General features: G+C 58.7%; 20 protein-coding genes. 14 read left to right on the top strand and 6 right to left on the bottom strand.

From position 1 onward, the window contains the following. Window positions 1–65 precede the first annotated feature (65 nt). From GA0004734_RS15900 to GA0004734_RS26035, 9 genes are all read left to right on the top strand, one after another. Window positions 66–2,480, top strand: coding sequence for a phage tail tape measure protein (locus GA0004734_RS15900; RefSeq protein ID WP_175386418.1), 2,415 nt, complete (start codon window positions 66–68; stop codon window positions 2,478–2,480). Next, complete coding sequence (locus GA0004734_RS15895; protein WP_092935244.1) at window positions 2,480–3,055, top strand: hypothetical protein; 576 nt, start codon at window positions 2,480–2,482, stop codon at window positions 3,053–3,055. The genes GA0004734_RS15900 and GA0004734_RS15895 overlap by 1 nt, the downstream gene beginning before the upstream one ends. Continuing rightward, window positions 3,055–3,447: a DUF6950 family protein gene (locus GA0004734_RS15890; protein WP_139056283.1), complete on the top strand. Its 393-nt coding sequence runs from the start codon at window positions 3,055–3,057 to the stop codon at window positions 3,445–3,447. Before GA0004734_RS15895 ends, GA0004734_RS15890 begins: the two co-directional genes overlap by 1 nt. Continuing rightward, a complete protein-coding gene (locus GA0004734_RS15885; RefSeq protein ID WP_092935242.1) occupies window positions 3,435–5,543 on the top strand; it encodes a hypothetical protein in 2,109 nt (702 codons plus the stop codon). Before GA0004734_RS15890 ends, GA0004734_RS15885 begins: the two co-directional genes overlap by 13 nt. Further along, a complete protein-coding gene (locus tag GA0004734_RS15880; RefSeq protein ID WP_092935240.1) occupies window positions 5,540–6,001 on the top strand; it encodes a hypothetical protein in 462 nt (153 codons plus the stop codon). Before GA0004734_RS15885 ends, GA0004734_RS15880 begins: the two co-directional genes overlap by 4 nt. Then, complete coding sequence (locus GA0004734_RS15875) at window positions 5,998–6,654, top strand: hypothetical protein (RefSeq protein ID WP_092935239.1); 657 nt, start codon at window positions 5,998–6,000, stop codon at window positions 6,652–6,654. Before GA0004734_RS15880 ends, GA0004734_RS15875 begins: the two co-directional genes overlap by 4 nt. A 17-nt stretch (window positions 6,655–6,671) precedes the next feature. Next, entirely contained in the window at window positions 6,672–11,627 is a 4,956-nt protein-coding gene (locus GA0004734_RS15870) for a pyocin knob domain-containing protein (protein WP_092935237.1), read from the top strand. Between the two features lie 11 nt (window positions 11,628–11,638). Then, on the top strand, window positions 11,639–12,043 hold the full coding sequence (locus GA0004734_RS15865) for a hypothetical protein (protein ID WP_092935235.1): 405 nt from the start codon (window positions 11,639–11,641) through the stop codon (window positions 12,041–12,043). A gap of 81 nt (window positions 12,044–12,124) precedes the next feature. Continuing rightward, window positions 12,125–12,295 carry a hypothetical protein gene (locus tag GA0004734_RS26035; RefSeq protein ID WP_175386415.1) on the top strand — a complete coding sequence of 57 codons (171 nt, stop codon included), beginning with the start codon at window positions 12,125–12,127 and terminating at the stop codon, window positions 12,293–12,295. Between the two features lie 222 nt (window positions 12,296–12,517). Here the strand turns inward: GA0004734_RS26035 and GA0004734_RS26030 are convergent, their stop codons facing one another. Continuing rightward, entirely contained in the window at window positions 12,518–12,694 is a 177-nt protein-coding gene (locus tag GA0004734_RS26030) for a hypothetical protein (protein WP_175386413.1), read from the bottom strand. Window positions 12,695–12,774: 80 nt separating this feature from the next. Here GA0004734_RS26030 and GA0004734_RS15860 point away from each other — a divergent pair, with 80 nt between their 5' ends. Genes GA0004734_RS15860 through GA0004734_RS15840 form a run of 5 tightly spaced genes read left to right on the top strand, consistent with a single transcriptional unit; the run spans window position 12,775 to window position 14,722 of the window. Further along, window positions 12,775–13,422: a hypothetical protein gene (locus GA0004734_RS15860; RefSeq protein WP_092935233.1), complete on the top strand. Its 648-nt coding sequence runs from the start codon at window positions 12,775–12,777 to the stop codon at window positions 13,420–13,422. 12 nt (window positions 13,423–13,434) lie between these two features. Next, the gene (locus GA0004734_RS15855; protein ID WP_092935231.1) at window positions 13,435–13,731 is read left to right on the top strand and encodes a Pam3-gp28 family putative phage holin; all 297 of its coding nucleotides are present in this window, start codon (window positions 13,435–13,437) and stop codon (window positions 13,729–13,731) included. A 12-nt stretch (window positions 13,732–13,743) separates the two neighbouring features. After that, window positions 13,744–14,025 carry a hypothetical protein gene (locus GA0004734_RS15850; protein WP_092935229.1) on the top strand — a complete coding sequence of 94 codons (282 nt, stop codon included), beginning with the start codon at window positions 13,744–13,746 and terminating at the stop codon, window positions 14,023–14,025. Continuing rightward, the gene (locus GA0004734_RS15845; protein WP_092935227.1) at window positions 14,022–14,237 is read left to right on the top strand and encodes a hypothetical protein; all 216 of its coding nucleotides are present in this window, start codon (window positions 14,022–14,024) and stop codon (window positions 14,235–14,237) included. Before GA0004734_RS15850 ends, GA0004734_RS15845 begins: the two co-directional genes overlap by 4 nt. After that, the gene (locus GA0004734_RS15840) at window positions 14,234–14,722 is read left to right on the top strand and encodes a hypothetical protein (protein WP_092935225.1); all 489 of its coding nucleotides are present in this window, start codon (window positions 14,234–14,236) and stop codon (window positions 14,720–14,722) included. Before GA0004734_RS15845 ends, GA0004734_RS15840 begins: the two co-directional genes overlap by 4 nt. 73 nt (window positions 14,723–14,795) lie before the next feature. Here GA0004734_RS15840 and GA0004734_RS15835 read toward each other — a convergent pair whose 3' ends face one another. From GA0004734_RS15835 to GA0004734_RS15815, 5 genes are all read right to left on the bottom strand, one after another. Then, window positions 14,796–15,056 carry a hypothetical protein gene (locus tag GA0004734_RS15835; RefSeq protein ID WP_139056282.1) on the bottom strand — a complete coding sequence of 87 codons (261 nt, stop codon included), beginning with the start codon at window positions 15,054–15,056 and terminating at the stop codon, window positions 14,796–14,798. A 56-nt stretch (window positions 15,057–15,112) separates the two neighbouring features. After that, on the bottom strand, window positions 15,113–15,565 hold the full coding sequence (locus GA0004734_RS15830; protein ID WP_092935221.1) for a hypothetical protein: 453 nt from the start codon (window positions 15,563–15,565) through the stop codon (window positions 15,113–15,115). Window positions 15,566–15,569: 4 nt separating this feature from the next. Next, the gene (locus tag GA0004734_RS15825; protein WP_092935219.1) at window positions 15,570–15,752 is read right to left on the bottom strand and encodes a hypothetical protein; all 183 of its coding nucleotides are present in this window, start codon (window positions 15,750–15,752) and stop codon (window positions 15,570–15,572) included. A gap of 1,041 nt (window positions 15,753–16,793) precedes the next feature. After that, window positions 16,794–17,606, bottom strand: a complete 813-nt coding sequence (locus tag GA0004734_RS15820) for a TIGR04255 family protein (RefSeq protein ID WP_139056281.1) — start codon at window positions 17,604–17,606, stop codon at window positions 16,794–16,796. Window positions 17,607–17,741: 135 nt separating this feature from the next. Beyond that, entirely contained in the window at window positions 17,742–18,620 is an 879-nt protein-coding gene (locus GA0004734_RS15815; RefSeq protein WP_092935213.1) for a tyrosine-type recombinase/integrase, read from the bottom strand. Between the last annotated feature and the right edge of the window lie 72 nt (window positions 18,621–18,692).

The raw sequence follows: 18,692 nt of genomic DNA, 5'->3' as shown, positions 1-18,692 counted from the left end.
GTCTCGATAAGGCTCAGCGAGCGCTGGGCAAAGTCGGGAACTCCTTGAAGTCGGCTGGCTCGACCATGTCGACCTATGTGTCTGCGCCTCTCGCGGCAATGGGCGCCTTGACGCTGAAGACGGCTGGCGACTTCGAGGCGTCCATGAACCGGGTGCAGGCCGCAACCAACGCGTCGACATCCGATTTTGCCGCCATGCAGAAGATGGCGCTGGATCTCGGTGCGAACACGTCGAAGTCGGCATCCGAGTCCGCGGACATGATGGAGATGCTGGCCAAGAACGGCTTGACGGCGACGCAAATTCTTGATGGCGCTGCGGCGGCTTCCATCAAGTTGTCCGAGGCCACTGGTGGCGACCTTTCCACATCGGCAGACGTCGCAACCAACGTCATGGCGCAGTTCAAGATCGAGGCGAAAGACCTTGGTCGCGTCGTGGACGGGATCACGAATGTGACGCTTGCCTCGCAGTTCGGGTTCAACGACTACAAGGATGCTATCGCGCAGGCTGGCGGCGTCGCGGGCGCGCTGGGCGTAAGCTTCGAGGACTTCAACGCGGCGATCGCCGGCACGTCGTCGGTGTTCAACAGCGGCTCTGATGCGGGCACCTCATTCAAGACCTTCCTAACCACCCTGTCACCAAAGAGCAAAGCTGCAGCGGCGGCAATGAAGGATCTTGGCCTCGAGTTCTTCAACGCAGATGGATCGATGAAATCCATGGCTGCCGTGGCGGAAGAGCTGAAAACCAGTTTGTCCGGCCTGAGTGACGAGGCCAAGACCGATGCCGTGACGACGATATTCGGCTCCGATGCCATGCGAACGGCGCTGGCGCTTGCCGACCAGGGCGCGGCAGGTATCGACAAGCTCGCCGTCGCGATCGAGCGCAAGGGATCGGCCGACGCTCAGGCTGCGGCCCGGATGAAAGGCTTCAACGGTGAACTGGAGAAGCTTGGCGGCGCGCTCGAAACGTTGGCCATTAACATCGCCAACAGCGGATTGCTGGCTTTCGTTACGAGCCTCATCTCAAAGCTTGCAGAATTCGTCTCCAGTCTCTCGGAAACAAACCCTCAGCTGCTCAACTGGGGTGTAGTGGTCGCAGGCGTCGGCGCTGCACTCGGCCCGCTCCTTATCACCCTTGGCCTCGTCGCGACGGGCATTGCCGCTGTCGGCGCGCCAGTGGCTGCGGCGATCGCTGCCTTTGCCGCGCTGGCAGCCGGTGGCGTTGCGCTTTACCAGAACTGGGAACAGATCAAGACGTCGTTCCCGGCAACGGCGGCGATCATCGAAGGATCGATCTCCGTCATTCAGACGACGGCTGTCGGTTTGGCGACGCAGCTTGGCCTGGTCGGTCAATACCTCAGCCAGTTTCTTACCGGAGACCTGAAGGGTGCCGGTGATACAGCGCGGCTGATCTTCGAAAACCTCGGCACAATGTTCACCAACATTGCGAACGTCGTGTTCCCAGGCGCGCTCGATGCGATCAAGGCCAAGATTGGAGAGCTTGTTTCAAGCCTGAGCAGTTTTGCGGGGTCTATGCTGGCGACGTTTCAGGCGATCCCTGAGCAGATGAGGGCTATCGGGGAGGAGATCATCGCCGTGTTCGCCGCTCTGCCCGGTAGGATGCTGGAGATCGGCGGGCAAATCATTCAAGGGCTGATAGACGGCATCTCAGCGAAGTTTGAAGCGCTTAAGGCTAAGGTACTGAGCATCGGCAACATGCTGCCGTCATGGATCAAGGATCCGCTCGACATTAACTCCCCGTCTCGCGTCATGCACGAGATCGGTGGGCACGTCATCGACGGTTTGGCGAACGGGATAGCCGCGGCGACACCGCAGGCGAAAGCTGCGGCCGGCCGGGCAGCACAAGAGGTCGAGGCTACGCTTGGCGCGATCGGCAAGGGACCGAAAGGCGATCCATGGGCCGGCATGCGCGAGGTTACCACTGGAGCCAAAGACGAGATGACGGATATGGAGCAGGCCGGCCAGTCTCTCGCAAGCACTCTCAGCGGCGCCTTCTCTGGCCTGATTGATGGATCGAAGAAGTTCAAGGATGTGCTCAAAGATCTTGCGTCGCAGCTCGCTGAAACGTTTCTGCAAGACGGCTTCAAAGCGATCCTCGGCGCGTTCGGAATGGGCGGCACGTCCTCTGGAGGCGCCAGCATACTCGGTGGAATAGTGAGCGCCTTTACCGGCAATCTGAAGGGCTTCGCGTCAGGCGGCGAATTCAAGGTCGGCGGCGCTGGCGGCATTGACAGCCAGTTGGTGGCATTCAAGGCGAGCCCCAACGAGAAGGTTTCTATCACGAAGCCGGGGCAAGAGCGAGGCGGTGGGTTTGCGCCAACGTACAACATTGATGCGCGCGGGTCGTCGATGAGCAAGGCTGAGTTCAAAGCTATCCTGGAGCAGAACAATAGCCGGCAGATGGCTGAAGTTCGTGGCAGTGTGAGCAGCTGGGTCAGCGATGACGAAATGAGGCGCCTGTAATGGACTTCTCCGCTGCCATCGCCGCGCAGATTGCTGGCAACCGCGTATATTGCGACGTTCTTGTCGAAATGGATTTTGTGGATGGGATGCGCCGGCTTTACAACGGGTTCGGTCCTCTCACCACAAATGACGGCAAGACATGGGAAGGCATTGGAGGTCTTGGAAGCGTCAACGGCTTACGCCAGTCGATTGACGGCAAGGCCGAGCCGGTCGATCTGACGGTATCCGGTGTCGATCGCCACTTCGCTGCGCAAGCGAAGGGAAGTCGGGCGAACTGGTATATGCGATCCGTGGTCGTCTATCTCCAATTCTTTGGGGATGACTGGCAGCCGCTGGACATGCCTCTCGCTGTCGTCCTGGCTGACATGCGAACCCTTGAGATCAAGCGGGTCTCGACGGACGACGGCATGCTCTACACGGTATCTATCCGGAGCGAGGGCAAGTTCATCACCCGCAAGCGTCCACGCTACGGCTACTATTCCGACACAGACCAGCAGAAGCGCTCTCCCGGCGACAAGGGTTGTGAGCGCACGCGCGGCATCGAAAACCACATCATTCCATTTCCGGATAACTGATGAACGCAGATCTTGGCGCGTTTTTACGCGCACTGGCCGCCACCGAGTTCGCTTGGGGGACGAAGGACTGTGCGCTGGTCATAGCCGATTGGTGGGAAGCCAATCATGGATCTGACCCGGCATTCTATCTACGCGAGACATACAGTTCGCAGGCGGAGTGTCATGCTGTCCTGGAGCGTGAGGGTGGCCTAGGCAGGCTGGTTTCTCGTCTGGCTCGATCGGTCGGCGCTATTCGATCTTCTGGCGATAAAGCCGGGGACTTCGGCATCATTCGGCATGGTGGCCGACATCTTGCAGCCATCCGGACACAGTCCGGTAGGTGGGCTGTCAAAGGTGAAAAATGCGTGACGGCTCTGAAAAATCCAAAGGTTGTTGCTGCATGGCACGTTTGAAATCCCTGCTGATGGCGAGTGTCTTCCTGGGATGCCTGACGTCGCCTGTTATGGCCGATCCGGGCACGCTGATCGTAAGCTCCATTCTGGGCTCAGCAGCTGCGGCGGGAGCTATCGGCACTGCGTTGGCCGGCGTCATTAATATCGGCCTCGCATTTGGTCTCAGCTTGCTGGCACCTAAACCAGAGGCGCCCAAGCCTCAGGACGTGCAGAACGTCATCCGACAGTCCATGCCGCCGCGCACGCGGCACTACGGCCTGAAGCAGCTCGGTGGCTCGCAGCTTTTCATTGAGGCTCGGGATGGCAACGTCTGGCAAATTGTTGCTTTCGCAAGTCAGCGTTTCGATAGCGTCGTCGAATGGCTCGTCGATAGCCGGCATGTTGAGCTTGGAGCAGGCGGCGTCGTCACGACAGATCCTTACTATGAGCAGAAGGTGCGCATCACGTACCGGCCGGGCAATGTTGTTCAGACGGCATATGACGCGCTCATCGAGAAGTTCCCGACGATCTGGACGGAAGCTCATAGAGCTAACGGCATTGCGCACGCCCTGCTGGAAACGCGTGGTGTGCCGGACGAAAAGTTCTCAAAGATCTACCCGAACCGCATCGCTAAGCTGAACGGCGTGTTTCGCACGGCCCGCGTTTATGATCCACGATCGGCGGCAACCGCCTATAGCGCGAACCTGTCGCTCCACCTTCGCGACTACCTGCGGCATGAAGACGGCCTGCAGATCGAGCCTGAATACATCGACGATGCAGACTTCATCAAGGCTGCCAATGACAGCGACGTTTTGCTGCCGACAAAGTCGGGAGGAACGGTCCGGCGCTACCACGGCGCTCTCAGCTACAGTTTCGAGGCCGACCCTCAGTCGGTTCTCAACCGGTTCCTCACAGCGACGGACGGTCGCCTCTGCCTGAAATCGAATGGCAAAATCGGTTTCTCCGTTGGGGTGTGGGTCGAACCAACGGTCATCATCACTGATGATCACATCATCGATTTTTCCTTGTCAGATGGGGCCGGCCCGCTTCGGGAAAGCAACGAAATTCTCGTCAAGTATGAAGAGCCGCTGGCCGATTTCGCAGCCTCGGATGCGCAGCCTTGGCGGCAAGATGATGAGATCGCCGAGTATGGTGAGGTTCGATCCAAGACGATCGATGCCTACGAGATCCAGAACCATAATCATGCCCGCCGCATTGCGAAGATATTCGCTCACCGGGCTGCGCCTCGCTGGCAGGGGAAGATCACGACGACACTGTTCGGGATGCAGGCTTGGGACCAGCGCTGGGTGCGCGTGCAGATCCCCGACCTCGACACGGAAACGGATGTCTTCGACGAGACGATGGAGGTTTTGGATATCTCCCTCGATCACGAAAGCATGGTCGTGACGTTGCAGCTCGCAAGCTTTGGGCCGGAAGCCTACGCGTTCGATCCTGCGACCGAAGAGGGTACGGCGCCCGCTCTGCCTGATCGCCTCGAAGAGGGTTCGCTGCCCGCTATCGAGATGGCAACCGCTATCGGCACGCAGCGACAAATATCTGGAGGTGTGAAAGTGGCATTGATCAAGGCTTCCGTCGCTGCGCCCGAAGATCGTGACGACCTCCAGCTTGAGGTGGAATACACCCTAGCAGATCAAGAGAACTGGCAGGGAGCCTCGGTCGGAAAGGGTGCCTACGCCGTCGATATCGTCGGGCTCGAAGACAGTGCGCTGTATGATATCCGTTTCCGTTGGCGGGGTGGATCGGGAAGTGTTGGCCCTTATGCGCTGATCGAAAATATTCCGGCTGTAGCTGACCCGACGCCTCCCGGTCCGGTGTCGAACTTCGACGCCCTGCCTGGCCCAACGGCGGGAACGGTGGCTGTCGCATGGACGAACCCGAACAGTGAAAATTTTAAGGCTGCCCGCGTCTATCGCAACAGCACGACGAGTTTCGCAACGGCGACGGATCTGGAAGGGCCGATCTATGGTTCGCCGGGTACGGGCATGGTCTACGAAGACACACCGCCATCTGCCGGCACCTGGTACTATTGGGTTCTCGCTGAAAACGGGAGCGGCAAGCGTTCCGCAACAGTTGGTCCGGCATCGGAAGTCGTATGATGCTGAACTCAACTCGGCTTAGCGATGCCCGGCTATTTCAGCGAGCGCTTCAGAGCGTGAATACGTCGCTCGATGCGCGCTTTGAAGCCTTCAAGGCAGAGCAGACGGCGGCGATGGCTGCAGCGACGGCGCAGCTTCAGGCGCTCATCAACGAAGTGAAGGCTCGGCCTTACGCGGTGGTTGTTGGAGAGCGAAGCATAACCGTTGGCGCGCTGCTTTCCGTGACCCTAGCTGGCGTCAAGAAAACGACGATCGGCGCGGCCGGCGTTCGCCCTACAGACCACGCGATTTACCTGCAGCCTAAAGATCCGCCTCCGGATGGCTTTGGATTTCCGGGAGCGATCTGCAAGACGCCGGGCTTTATCGATGTGCGGATCACCACGCCGCAAATCGCCATCGGTGTTCAGCAGGTCATCACATTCACGGTTGTTGCCCTTCGCACGGAGGCCTCTCCATGACGATCACACAGTCGGCGGCCTTGACGCTTGTCTCCTGCAATCCGGAACTGCGTAACTTTGTTGCGTCAGGCGGGCGCACCGGGACAGGGCGTCAGCAGAACGTCTTCCGGGATGCCGGGTTCTGGGAGATAGGGGTCGCGTTTCGCACGAACAACAAAGCGTCGGTTCTCGCTTATCGGGCGATGATCGCCCGCCTGAGGCAAGGTGAGGATATCCTCGTCAGCCTTGTTGATCTTTACTGCCTTGAGGGCGAGGCGCCAAGCAAGATCCTGGCGCCTGCGGCACGTCGCGCGACGACAGTACAGGTTGAAGGGGTCGCGGCTGATTTGGAGCCGGGGCATCACATCACAATTCAGAACCGTCTGCATCGCGTGACAGAAGTTCTGGCGCAGACGGAAACGATCATTGGCACTGTTTTGGGTGCTCACGATGGTAGCACGTGGGCTGATGGATCGACATGGGTGGATGAGGGTGACTTTACGTCATCCATCAAATTTCTTCCGCCCTTGCGCGCGGCGATTGCCGCCAACACACTCGTCGAGTTCGACGACCTGAAATGCCTTTGTGTCCTCAAAGACATGGGCGATGGCGACCTTGATCTGGATCTCGGACGCTTTGGATCGCCTTCCCTGACCTTCATCGAGACAATCTAACACTCACGAGGCCAACGATGCCCATTGGAACCATCGCCAACGGCGAAGGCGGCGCAAGTGTGCGCGAAAAACTGAATGCTCTGGTCAGTCGAGCAAACGAGATTGATGGCCTCAAAGGCGCCAGTTCGTCCCTTGCGGCAGCTATCCAGGCGCTCATCAACACAGCCCTCAGCGGTTACGCGACAGATACCGAGCTTGCGGTGGCAGTCCAGAACATGGCGACTGATGCGGAGGTCGCAACAGCAATCGCAGCCGCGCTTTTGCCCTACGCGACAGACGCCGATCTTTCTGCTGCGATCGCAAATTTTGCGACCGATATCGATGTGGCCACAGCCATTTCTACTGCGCTCGGCCCTTACGCAACGGATGTAGAGGTCGCGGCTGCGCTTGCTCCACTTCAGAGTGCATTTGCGGCATCCAACAGCCTCTTAGGCCAAGCTTTTGCGCGTCCCGGTGATGCTCGTGCGCTGTTCTCATCTGCGCTAACTGGTTCCGCTCTGTCGCGCGCACCGATCACAGTTGGTCTGGTGGCTACGTCCGTGGATCTTGGATCCGTTCTGCGTATCCGAGGCGTGGATACGGATGACGTATCGGGCTATGTGGATGTGGCGCGCCGCATCGACTTCGCGATTGACGCAGGCCGGACCTATCTCGTCACGGCGACGATTGACCGGAACCTTGATCCAAGCGACCCGGCAAACAATGCTGTCGAAATCCGTTGGCAGAACCTGAACGCGAACAAGGCGAACGTCAGTAATGTACGGCTTGGCGGCATCCATCTACCAACGGTCGCAGGGGGTCCGCTTCGGCTATCGTTCGTCATCGGCAAGTCTGGCGCGCCTGGTGACATCGTATACACCATCCCGCCGAGCGCCCTCTATGGATTCCCACTCGTCCGGGTCTATGGAAACGGCGCGGAGACCGACATCGCGTCCATCGACGTGCGTGAGATTACGGATGACGTGACGGGCGACGTCGACATCAGTGAACTCTATGAAGCTGTCGCGAGTTTGCGGCAGGACACGATGAACGGCCTTGCGGAGGAAGCGGGTTTCCGACAGTCGTCGGATAACACGCTCACGCAGGGTGTGAACTCGGTAACGAGTGAAGTTGGCGCCGCGCGAGCAGGAGCATCCAGCCTTGCCGCCCGTATCGCGGCCGTTCTGCAGGCTGCATCTGATGGTATAGCGAACGAGGCGAGCCTGCGCCAAGCATCTGACAGCACACTCACCCAGGGCGTCAATTCAGTTACTTCCGAGGTGAATGCGGCGCGTGGGGCATCAGCGAGCCTTGCAGCCCGCATTGCCGTTGTTCTCCAAGCTGCTTCTGATGGCATTGCGGCAGAAGCGGGTTTCCGACAGTCGTCGGATAACACGCTCACGCAGGGTGTGAACTCGGTAACGAGTGAAGTTGGCGCCGCGCGAGCAGGAGCATCCAGCCTTGCCGCCCGTATCGCGGCCGTTCTGCAGGCTGCATCTGATGGTATAGCGAACGAGGCGAGCCTGCGCCAAGCATCTGACAGCACACTCACCCAGGGCGTCAATTCAGTTACTTCCGAGGTGAATGCGGCGCGTGGGGCATCAGCGAGCCTTGCAGCCCGCATTGCCGTTGTTCTCCAAGCTGCTTCTGATGGCATTGCGGCAGAAGCGGGTTTCCGACAGTCGTCGGATAACACGCTCACGCAGGGTGTGAACTCGGTAACGAGTGAAGTTGGCGCCGCGCGAGCAGGAGCATCCAGCCTTGCCGCCCGTATCGCGGCCGTTCTGCAGGCTGCATCTGATGGTATAGCGAACGAGGCGAGCCTGCGCCAAGCATCTGACAGCACACTCACCCAGGGCGTCAATTCAGTTACTTCCGAGGTGAATGCGGCGCGTGGGGCATCAGCGAGCCTTGCAGCCCGCATTGCCGTTGTTCTCCAAGCTGCTTCTGATGGCATTGCGGCAGAAGCGGGTTTCCGCCAATCTTCTGATAATACGCTTACGCAAGGTGTAAACCTTGTGACGTCCGAAGTTGTGGCAGCACGCGGAGTTTCCACTTCGCTTGCCGCGCGGATCGCTGCTGTTCTTCAGGCTGCGTCAGACGGCATCGCTGCGGAGGCTGGCTTTCGCCAGTCAACCGACAACGCCCTCACGACTGCTCAGAACCTCATTCTTGATCGCCTTGATCGGGTGGCTGATCGTCAGGTCATTGGCATTGCGGAAACGCCTGTCACTGGTACGACGGCGACTGACCAGACTTTCGTCCTTCCGCAGCCGGTCACGCGCGATGGTTATCTCGGCGGCTTGTTCCTGTTTGCCAAGGCGGCGGGCGTCGTGAAGGTCCGCCGTTATAAGAAGACCGGCGACAACTTCATTTCCATCGCGCAGGATTACCTCGTCCCGGTATCCGCGGGCTTGAACCTGTCGTCTGTGGATAATCTCGGCACGATCCCGGTCTTCGCCGGCGACTATCTGGGCATCTACGGCAATGGCATCCTTTGCTACCTGCTTGGGACGAACAGCGGTTTCTACGGCGCAGCCGGCGATCAGCCTTCCTTCGCGGATAACACGATCGATACGTCAGCCAAGCTTCAGGTGCAGTTCGTCGTCAACGCCGGAGCGGCGCCGGCTGCGCGCGGCTTTGTGTCGGACGCCGTCTCAGGATCTATTCAGACCATCGGCATCCGGAAGGCAGGCGTTACAGGCGATAGCCTGCCGCGCAACACCTGGGTGTTTAGCGAGCCCGTCGCCCGTGACAGCAAGCTGTCGGCCTTGCGTGCGTATGCGCATAGCGAAATCGTCGTGAAGCTTAAGCGCTTCGTCAAAGCCGGCAATTCGTTCAACCAGGTGGGCAAGGATTATCCGGTTCGTCTGCTCGGTGGGCCGAACACCCTCATCGAAGATGAAGTTGGCGCAATGGCGCTCAAGGCGGGGGAGTACATCGGGTTCTCCAACGATGGCGCGGGCTCGGATCTTGCCTTCCTCGTTGGCGCCGGCGTCGAGGCAGGATATTTCACGCCGCTGGTTGACGGCACGAACACGACGTTCCTGACAGATACGACGGCCGACTATGGCGCCCGCATCCAGATCGGCTTCGACCTTAAGGCCGACCCGATGAAGTTGGCGCAGCTGCCGGCTTCGGCTCCTCTGGCACTCGAGGAAACGATCCTCGATGCATCGATCTCCGCTGTCGTCGCGACCGGTCTGTCCATCACATGCCGTGCGCTTGTTGGCCGGTCCGGCATGGGGCTCTGGACGCCGTCTCAGACGATCGCGCTGGCTGCCACGGCATCGACGAACATCCGGTTTGATCTGCTCTACTACGATGTCTCCACCAAGCAGCTCGGCATCATTCAGGGCACGGAGCGTGCGGGCGATCCGGACGCTTTCATGCCGAAGCGTACTTCGCTCCGCCAACTGCCTATCGCGATGCTGCGCGTCTATCAGGCGACCGTGCAGTGGACGATGCTCTATGAGCTGGTCGATGGCGTCATGCCTCAGGCCAAGGCATGGCGGGACCAGATCCGCAGCGAGAACCGTCGTCGTGCAAAAACTCTGACGGCGCGTGCTGCCAGCCGGCAGGCGATCAAGCTGATCAGCTTCGGTGACAGCATCAATGCCCAGCATTCGTCCGTGCCGTCGTCCACAGCTCCGAACGGCACCATGCGTGACCGCTCCACAGCCGTCTATCTTGCTGAGGGCTACGGCTCCGACGTTCTGGCGACGATCCCGCTCTACACGGCTGTGCAGCTCGGCCGAGCCGACGACGGCGCAGGTGTCGTTCACACACGTGTAGGCATGGCCTGGGAAGTCGTATCAGCGCTCGAAAAGCAGGGCTATGTGCTCGGGCAGGATCTTGTCTACGACAACTGGTCCGTTGCCGGATGGTCCTCGGCAGATGCGGTTTCCGGTTCTACGCCTACGTCCTGGCTGACCAGTGCCGCCGCGTCCGGTGCGCATGCGGCCCTAGTGCCGCTTGGCATGAACGAACTCGGCAACCCCGACAGCGAAACGCGGCTGACCATCATCGGCCAGACCTTCCTTGCTGCCGGCATTCTGCCGATCTTCGTTGGAGTGGCCCGTCCGCGCACACTGGCGATCCACAACTGGGCATTCACGAACCGGCTGATCAAGCGTGTCGCGGATGCGCTCGATGTCCCGTTCGTGCCGGTCGATCACCTTTACGACGATCGCTTCATCGCAGCGTTGGGCGGCCTGACGACGCTCGATGTCTGCCCTTCTAATAAGATCAACCATCCGGGCCTCATCGAACTGCCGGCGATTGGCCGGGAGATCGTGGCAAACCTGCATCTCGGCATAGACGTGGTCGGATTGGGCGCCATGTCGGGTTCTACCTCGATCGGTCGCTCCTTGCTGAGAAGTGCTAGCCAGTCCGCTGCACGAACGGCCTTGGGTCTTGCCCCTGTCGCTTCATCGGGTTCTGCGGCTGATCTCACGGGGACAATCCTTGACGCTCAGCTACCTGACAGGCTTCGCTCCACAATCGTCAGTGTAACCAATTGGGACTTGGCGATTGAACCCGGTTTTTATACCGGGCTGGACACTGCGCTTAACTCGCCTGTGGCGCAATTTTGTTTTGGGATCGTTAAAGCGCGCGGCACTGCTCATTGTGAGCAGATACTCACAGAGATCGGTGGGACGCTGACGGACAGCAAAACATACCGTCGAATACGATCAAACAGCGGCGCTTTTTCGGTCTGGCAAAGAGTTCGCCAGACCGAGGAAGAACTGAACACGCTCTATGCCCGCTTATCCGCTGCCGTGTTCACCGGCCCGCCTCAACTGCCCCCTTACACCGTGGCAACACTCCCTGCCGCCAGCGCCACACCCCGTGGCAAGGCTTGGGCATCCAATGGCCGAGCATTCACCGGTCTCGGCATGCAGGAAGCGTCGGGTGCTGGAACCGGTGTCGAGGTCATCTCCAACGGGTCCGCATGGAAGATCAGCGGCACCAACGTCACCGTATCAGCCTAAGGAGTGCGATCATGGAAGTTTATGTGCATGAGTTTCTCTACCGAGGGCGCGCCTCCGATGAAAAGGAGCCATCTGCATTCCACGTCATTCTTGGAATGCGCTCTCCCAACCCGCATCGGCCGAGCGAAATGGTCACGAGTTTCAGCGACGCCTTGACTGCTGAGCAGGCGGAAGAGCTGGGCTTCCCGGCGTCGGTCCTTGTGAAGGGTGTGAACGATGCCGCCTTGGCGGAGGTAGCCGTTGCGCATGAGGCGGTGCAGGCTGCGATCGCCGATGCCAACGCCGAGCGCCAGGCACGCATAGCCGCTGAGGATCAAATCGCCGCGTTGCAGGCCGAGCTTGCGGCGCTGAATAATGCGGTCGTTTCCGACAGAGGCTTCTCAGTGGGCCCGGTCTTAGACGGCTCATGGGCCTAGAGAAGGAGACCTATGGAGGCGGATAATGCCTTCCAGCCGACCAACCACACAAACTGAAATCTAACGGAGAGGATTTTCCAAATGAGCAATGTCAACGAAACCATGATGCGCGCAGCCCAGAGCCTCGATCGCGAGGCCGAACAGTATGAGACCTATCTCGCGCATCTCAATTCCGAATTGGAAACGACGCAGGCGAAGCTGAAGCAGGCAAGAGATGACGCAGCGTCGATCCGCGAAAGCATCAGCGAATAGCTCACGGTAGTCGCGATTAATCGCGGTTATTGGATATCTAATCCGAGCTGCATCGCCCTCGCTATTACTAGGTCGCCCTAGACGCCTTACCCGACTAGGCCGAACGGAAGATCAGCACCTAGGGCCAGCAGCGCTGCGAAGCCTGCACATACCGCCACGACGGTCATACCGACAGCAACACCCTGGATGATCTTCAGCTGCCGTGTCCGCTTTCCATCCCAGTCATACGTCATCTGGCACTCCTGAAGTAGCTGGCGGCCGATAATATTGCTGCTCTAGCCAGCGGCGCCTTTCGAGCCGGATGCCCGCAGCCACCATTTTAGCCGCGTCCTTTTCGCCGCGCGTCATTTGCTCGGCGACGACGAACCACGCCATCCAGTTGATATCGTCTGAAGCCATCCCAGCCTCCTGATTGTCAGAAGGCCAGCCTACTCGTCTTCGCTGAAGCGAGGCTTGCGCACAACCACAGGAACATCATCATGAAGCACGCGACCTTCTTCGCGGGGGTGCGAACCTCTGCGCAGCTTTTCGACGGGCGCCTGACCCCAGGGCAGGTTGCCGGCATGGAGGAGATCCTGTCGGCATGGGAGGCGTCGGGGCTCACCGATCTCCGCTGGCTGGCCTACATGCTGGCCACGGCCTTCCACGAGACCGGCAGAGCCATGCAGCCGGTGGTCGAGAACTTGAACTATTCGGCGGCCGGTCTGCGCGCCACCTTCCCGAAATACTTCACGGCCGCTCAAGCTAACTCCTACGCGCGCAAGCCGGAGAAGATCGCCAATCGCGCCTACGCCAATCGGATCGGCAACGGCAGCGAGGCCAGCGGCGACGGCTGGCGCTATCGCGGGCGCGGCCTCGTGCAGATCACCGGCCGCGACAACTACCGGACCTACGGCATCGAGGGCGCGCCGGACACTGCCCTAGAGCCGAAGACTGCCGTCCGGATCATGTTCGACGGCATGGTCCATGGCCGCTTCACCGGCAAGAAGCTGAGCGACTACCTCAACAGCAAGTCGGCCGACTGGGTCGGCGCCCGTCGCATCATCAACGGCAATGACAAGGCCGAAGACATCGCCCGGCAGGCCTACGCCTTCCACGATGCCATCCTCGACGCCCACCGCTCGTGAAAGGAGCCTGAAATGAACATCACCAACTATCTCCCCATGATCTTGCGCTATGCGCTCGCGGCGATCGGCGCGGCGTTGGCCACGCGTGGTTGGATCGACGACGAGCAGAGCGCAATCCTCAGCCAGAACCTCGACGCGATCGTTGGCGGCGCCATCACGCTCGGGACAGTCGCCTGGGCGATCTACAGGCGTCCCTCGCAAAAGGGTCTCGACGCTGCCAAGGCCATCGACGAACAGCTGCCGAAGGATGCGCCGGTGGTGATCCAGACGCCGGCCAACCAGCCAGACATCATCGTTCAGTCGAAATAAGAGCAAGCCCGCATGCAGCCTGACCTCGTAAACGAAATCGCTCGCCCGTACCTGACAGAAGGCGTTCTCGGAACGAGCGTTCTCGTTCTCGCTTATGTGGTCATCAAGCTGTGGAATAAGCTCGAGGCGAAGGACACGGCCCATAAGGTCGAGCTGGCGGCGAAGGACGCGCTCATCAAGGAAATCTATGATGACCGGGTCACCGAGGCGAAGCTCGGCTATGAGTTCGCCAAGGACTACAAGAACCAGAACGACGCTCTGTTGGCCGCTGTCCGCGGAAAGGGAATGGCATGAGGCTCCTCAGGCAACTCTTCGGCGGGCACGTCGAACCGATAACGCATCTTAACGTCGCGGCAGCCGATCGCGACGAGTCCATTGAAGCCGAGATCAAACATCATCGGGCAAGAACAGCGGAGGTCGTCGTTGCGGCGGAACGCTCATCTTGGCAAATCCGCCAGCAGCTTGCCGGCAACGTCCTCAGCATCGTATCCGGAGAGCATCGATGATCCGCACCATCAGCCCGAACAAGGCCATCGTCATCACCGTACTGGCCGTTCTGGCCTATTGGATTCCGGCGATGTTCGTGCCGGCCATCATTCTACGGGATGTCTTCAACTCGCTGGCCTTCGGGACCGCTATTATCATCACGGCAACATGGTTCCCATCGGCAATGAAGTCGCTGAGGGACGGAGCCGATAGCGGCGAGTTGCAGCTCATCCTCGGCATTTTCATCGTTTGGTGCGTGCTTCTTTGCCAGAGGATTTACGTGATCCTATTCAACTATGCAGGGAGGCCCGTGTCGTGGTCAGAGAGCGCTATCTCTGGCTTCTGGCCATTTGCCTTCATGGTCTCGGGAATGCTCTTCCTGTCGGCTCCTGGCGTCAAGAACGACAAGATCGGAAGCAGGGCCATTTGGTCGATGGTTCTTGCTGTTGGGATCGGATCGCTGATCGCCGGCATCCTGATCGGAACATCGATCTCGGCAAGCTGAACGGTCCGTGCTACTGATTCTCCGCGGCGCGACCTGATCCACCCCGTGCGTGCGGTGCGCGGGGTGGGAGCGGTCACTCGACGGGGAATGTGCCGAACTCCGGCGTGCTGCTGTCGGACAAGGCCGGGTCATCCTCCGGGTCCGGATCTTCCTCATAGGCCAACGCCTTCGCCCCTGCGAGCTTCGCCAGAGCCTTAAAGATCGTCCGGTTATCCCAGCCGGCCTGAACCGCATCCTCGATCAGTTCCTGCACGGGTAGGTCTAACGCCTCCTCACATTCCAGCGCATAGTCCGGGTGGTCCTTGGTAAACTTGGGGCTGAAGATTTCTTCCATGACGGGTCTCCCTTTCGTGTGGACAACCATCAGTGTGGAGACTCGTTCCGCAGGGCTCAAAGTTCTCCGTTCTTCAGTCGCTCTTGCCAGTTCCATCCCGGCGGGTAGCTGGAAGCAGTGATAGGATGCAGGCCGGTAAATGCCTTCTTCTCGAACGTGAAGGCCGCAATCAGATCATCCGTGACCCGGCCGGTCAAAAATCTCTGAGCTTCTTCCCGCTTGTTGCCGTCCCGAATGACGGTCTCATAGGCGGCTTCTGGCGCGTATGCCTCCATTGTCGAGCAGATGACGCGTTCGAGATCAGCAACCGAGTGTGGGGCGAACGTCAGGGCATAGTCGAGCCGTGCGGCCATAGCCTTTGCCAGTTGCAGGATAACCCGTGGCTGCCTGCCTTTGCCGGGCTTTGACCCGCCGAATCCTCGCTTCTGGTATTGAGGCGAGAGCGAGTAGGCCATGCGGATCTCGAAGTAGACGTGATCGTGCGGTGTCTTCAGATCTCCCATCACCATGGCGTCAGTAGCTCATCTTCCGCTCGCCGTTCTCGTCGCGCGGGACGTGCTCACTGCACCACCAGTCGGTAACGCCTCGGCCCCGGTCATAGCCGAAGGAACCCCATGCGCGACATGAAGGCTCGACGCAGTAGTGCTCGTACATCTCCATCTTGGCGGTAGATGCCGTTCTGTTTTCGTCGCTCATGGTGGGACTCGCTGCCTGCTGACTGAGATTTCGTTCTCAGTATGTTCTCACAGCATTCCGAGTCAAGCTGCATGGGCTGATAGGGGCGTCTGGCGCAACTGAGTGAAACGCTGCCTTGAAAAGGCTCAGGGTTCTCGAAGCTTCCCAAGCTGTATATTGTTGTGGTGGTTACTGGGGTTCTACGAGCATAACTGAGTTGCTGAGGAGCCGAGTACGGAGTCCTTTCGAAAAATTTCCCCATACCTCACCGTGATGAGGGTTCTCCGGGAGTGGATCACTCCCCACTAACAGGCTTTCCGATCGAAGATATCCTGCAATGAAGCGAACCGCTCCAATGAAGGGAGGGTTGATGACGAAAATCCGCGGGTCGAGACCCGCCTCTAAAATCGACGTTTCGAGATCAACAGACATGCCGCCATTTATGCCGCTGGAACAACTGAAGGCCGCTGAGGACACGCGCATGCCTCCAACTTTCTCGTCCATCACAAGGTGATGTCGGGATATGCGGCGTATCACGCCATGTTCGTCAAGAACTTCTGGATGGTCGTGAGGTATGACCTGGCCCTGATCATCACGCGGCGGTGGTTCGAGCGGCAATTGCTGCCTCCATCTCACGCAGCCAATTGGCGACGAGAGAGAATTCATTCGTCAGCAATCGTTCTTCTATCTCACCATTGTGCACACGGCACGCGTGGACCCGAAATGGAGCCTCAACATGTAGCTCAATATCATATTCAAACGTATGCCATTCGACCTGAACGTCGCCATTGCCTGCAGGCACAATTGCGGGCGCCCTCGTCCCGTGAGGGCATGCCGAACCAAGCATCTTCATTACGAACGTAGCTAAGCCAAACCCAATTGCCGTACCCCCGTAGCCGTCCCAGTTGTAAGGCAGCCGCACGAGTTCCTCCAGCCTGGTAAGGATTAAACTTTCCCAGTCAGGTGCACGGGTCTGCAGTACCCTCTTGTTGAATGGGTCAGTTGGATATCGATGTGCGTGACTACTGGAGTAGGGTGTGTTAGTAGCGGCCTGTGCTGCCATCAGTATGTCCTGCCCCAAACTTCATGAGCATAATCTGTTGTGATCGCGGTAAACTCCTCAACGATCACTTCGTGTCCCAACTTAAGAAACCAAAGTACATCTTCAAGGCTGCCATCCGGCGGGTTGCCTCTTACGGTGAGCGACAAAACCACCATTCTCTGAAACGTTTGATTGTGAACGGCGGTTTTTGCCTCAACAATCAGACGTGCAAATGGATTTTCGCCGTTTGAAAGCACTCTTCTCATAATAAAAACGATGTCGTCTGGGTCAACGACACGTTCTAAATTCAGAACGTTTAGATAGTCAACATGTGTCGAACCAATGTCGCTATTGTTTAAGACAATATGATTGGTATATGTTATCTCAGCCTGATTGAATGTAATAGGTCGGCTTCCAATAGACGAGAAATACCTAGACAGCTCCGTGGCTTCCTCTGAAAACTTATCTAGAATGTTTTCAAATCGTGGGTATTTTACAGTGGGGGCGCCGTCCACCTGCCTCCAGTTATGCAAGAGGCGATCCTCTTGAAACTGTATCAGCTCTCGTCGGTCAGGCGTGAGAAACCAAAAGCGATCATGCTGCCCGCCGTTGACCATATTGAAGCCAAACTGCGGCGGTGCTGGTAACCCGAAGGTCTCAAACTGGGGAAGGAGAGGCGGGTGTTCTTCGTGTAGCGGGTATCGTTTCTTGAACAAAGACCACACTTCTCCGGCGCGAATCTGCGAGTATGTTTCCGCAGGATTGAACTGAACTCCGACAATCATCTCATTCAGCGGCGGGTTATCAAATTCCGGAAGATCCCGACTGCGCACTATCGCCCCCGCACATGCATTTAGTTGCCTACGCGTAAGACATGTGCCGTCGAATCGCAATGCCGAGGCTATCGAAATAATTTGCCGTCGTCTCTATCTTCCGGCTCGTTCGGGTATCCATCCAAGCAAGCCGTATTATAGATCCGTGTCGAACTGGTAGAGGTTGTGACGATCGGCCACCACCCGGCCGGAGTTCCGCGGGTTGGCATACGTGCCGAGAAACACATTGATGCTGCGCCAGCCGCCGGCATCCATCGCAGACTTGATATCTATTCCCATAGCAAGGGTATTATTCGCAAAAGCGTGCCGGCCGCATGTGTGTGACGGCTTGTAGGAAATCCCTGCGCGGGCACAGACGGCGGCAATACGCTCATTGACGGAATGCCGGTTGGTGTAGCGAAACACTCTTCCGTCAGGTGATGCATTCGGCGACGCTGCATAGAGCCGGGCGACGAGCTGGTCTGTCAAATGGCGCGTCGAGTTGTGATCCGTCTTGGTCTTGACCAGCAGCGCAGTGCGGCGCGCAAGGTCGACGTTTCGCCATTGAAGCGCGACGGCCTCTGATACGCGAGCGCCGGTTTGGCTCATGAAAAGAACGAGGTTGGCAAGATGCTCCAGGCGATCCATTGAGCACTGACGAACGAATGCGTGCAGCCATGCCTGCGACGCCGCTTTCTTTCTACGAGGCCGCTCCTCTTTCATGTTCTTGATACGGACGATGTCTCCCCATCCTCGATCGTAGGCGTGATTGAGGACGGCTCGGATCGGCGTGATCACGCATCTGTTTCGGGTGGAGTTTCGCTGCGTTGGCAAAAGCTCTTTTGCAAGTTCGCGGACATCGAACGGGTATATCGAGGTGACGTCCACATCACCAATGCGATCGATGACGTGCCGCAGATACTTCGCCTCGCCGCCATGCTCGATATAGCTGGATGCCGCTTCAGAAAATGTTTTGGGCAGTCTTACAAAGCGGGGGATCGGCGCTTGCAAAGGGCGCCTGAAGACCTCGTTCATAACCTCTCCCGTTCGATCTGCGGCGCGGCTTAGGTTGGCCGTTTTCGCACAGCTTCCGCACAGTTTTGCGGA

The sequence above is a fragment of the Rhizobium sp. 9140 genome (genome assembly GCF_900067135.1).
Taxonomy (GTDB): domain Bacteria; phylum Pseudomonadota; class Alphaproteobacteria; order Rhizobiales; family Rhizobiaceae; genus Ferranicluibacter.
This window is presented reverse-complemented; position numbering and strand designations above follow the sequence as displayed.

What these genes read in the sequence shown, in the direction of transcription:
- GA0004734_RS15900 (WP_175386418.1), top strand. Translation starts at nt 66, where the DNA reads ATGTCGACCTATGTGTCTGCGCCTCTCGCGGCAATGGGCGCCTTGACG.
- GA0004734_RS15895 (WP_092935244.1), top strand. Translation starts at nt 2,480, where the DNA reads ATGGACTTCTCCGCTGCCATCGCCGCGCAGATTGCTGGCAACCGCGTA.
- GA0004734_RS15890 (WP_139056283.1), top strand. Translation starts at nt 3,055, where the DNA reads ATGAACGCAGATCTTGGCGCGTTTTTACGCGCACTGGCCGCCACCGAG.
- GA0004734_RS15885 (WP_092935242.1), top strand. Translation starts at nt 3,435, where the DNA reads ATGGCACGTTTGAAATCCCTGCTGATGGCGAGTGTCTTCCTGGGATGC.
- GA0004734_RS15880 (WP_092935240.1), top strand. Translation starts at nt 5,540, where the DNA reads ATGATGCTGAACTCAACTCGGCTTAGCGATGCCCGGCTATTTCAGCGA.
- GA0004734_RS15875 (WP_092935239.1), top strand. Translation starts at nt 5,998, where the DNA reads ATGACGATCACACAGTCGGCGGCCTTGACGCTTGTCTCCTGCAATCCG.
- GA0004734_RS15870 (WP_092935237.1), top strand. Translation starts at nt 6,672, where the DNA reads ATGCCCATTGGAACCATCGCCAACGGCGAAGGCGGCGCAAGTGTGCGC.
- GA0004734_RS15865 (WP_092935235.1), top strand. Translation starts at nt 11,639, where the DNA reads ATGGAAGTTTATGTGCATGAGTTTCTCTACCGAGGGCGCGCCTCCGAT.
- GA0004734_RS26035 (WP_175386415.1), top strand. Translation starts at nt 12,125, where the DNA reads ATGAGCAATGTCAACGAAACCATGATGCGCGCAGCCCAGAGCCTCGAT.
- GA0004734_RS26030 (WP_175386413.1), bottom strand. Translation starts at nt 12,694, where the DNA reads ATGGCTTCAGACGATATCAACTGGATGGCGTGGTTCGTCGTCGCCGAG.
- GA0004734_RS15860 (WP_092935233.1), top strand. Translation starts at nt 12,775, where the DNA reads ATGAAGCACGCGACCTTCTTCGCGGGGGTGCGAACCTCTGCGCAGCTT.
- GA0004734_RS15855 (WP_092935231.1), top strand. Translation starts at nt 13,435, where the DNA reads ATGAACATCACCAACTATCTCCCCATGATCTTGCGCTATGCGCTCGCG.
- GA0004734_RS15850 (WP_092935229.1), top strand. Translation starts at nt 13,744, where the DNA reads ATGCAGCCTGACCTCGTAAACGAAATCGCTCGCCCGTACCTGACAGAA.
- GA0004734_RS15845 (WP_092935227.1), top strand. Translation starts at nt 14,022, where the DNA reads ATGAGGCTCCTCAGGCAACTCTTCGGCGGGCACGTCGAACCGATAACG.
- GA0004734_RS15840 (WP_092935225.1), top strand. Translation starts at nt 14,234, where the DNA reads ATGATCCGCACCATCAGCCCGAACAAGGCCATCGTCATCACCGTACTG.
- GA0004734_RS15835 (WP_139056282.1), bottom strand. Translation starts at nt 15,056, where the DNA reads ATGGAAGAAATCTTCAGCCCCAAGTTTACCAAGGACCACCCGGACTAT.
- GA0004734_RS15830 (WP_092935221.1), bottom strand. Translation starts at nt 15,565, where the DNA reads ATGGTGATGGGAGATCTGAAGACACCGCACGATCACGTCTACTTCGAG.
- GA0004734_RS15825 (WP_092935219.1), bottom strand. Translation starts at nt 15,752, where the DNA reads ATGAGCGACGAAAACAGAACGGCATCTACCGCCAAGATGGAGATGTAC.
- GA0004734_RS15815 (WP_092935213.1), bottom strand. Translation starts at nt 18,620, where the DNA reads ATGAACGAGGTCTTCAGGCGCCCTTTGCAAGCGCCGATCCCCCGCTTT.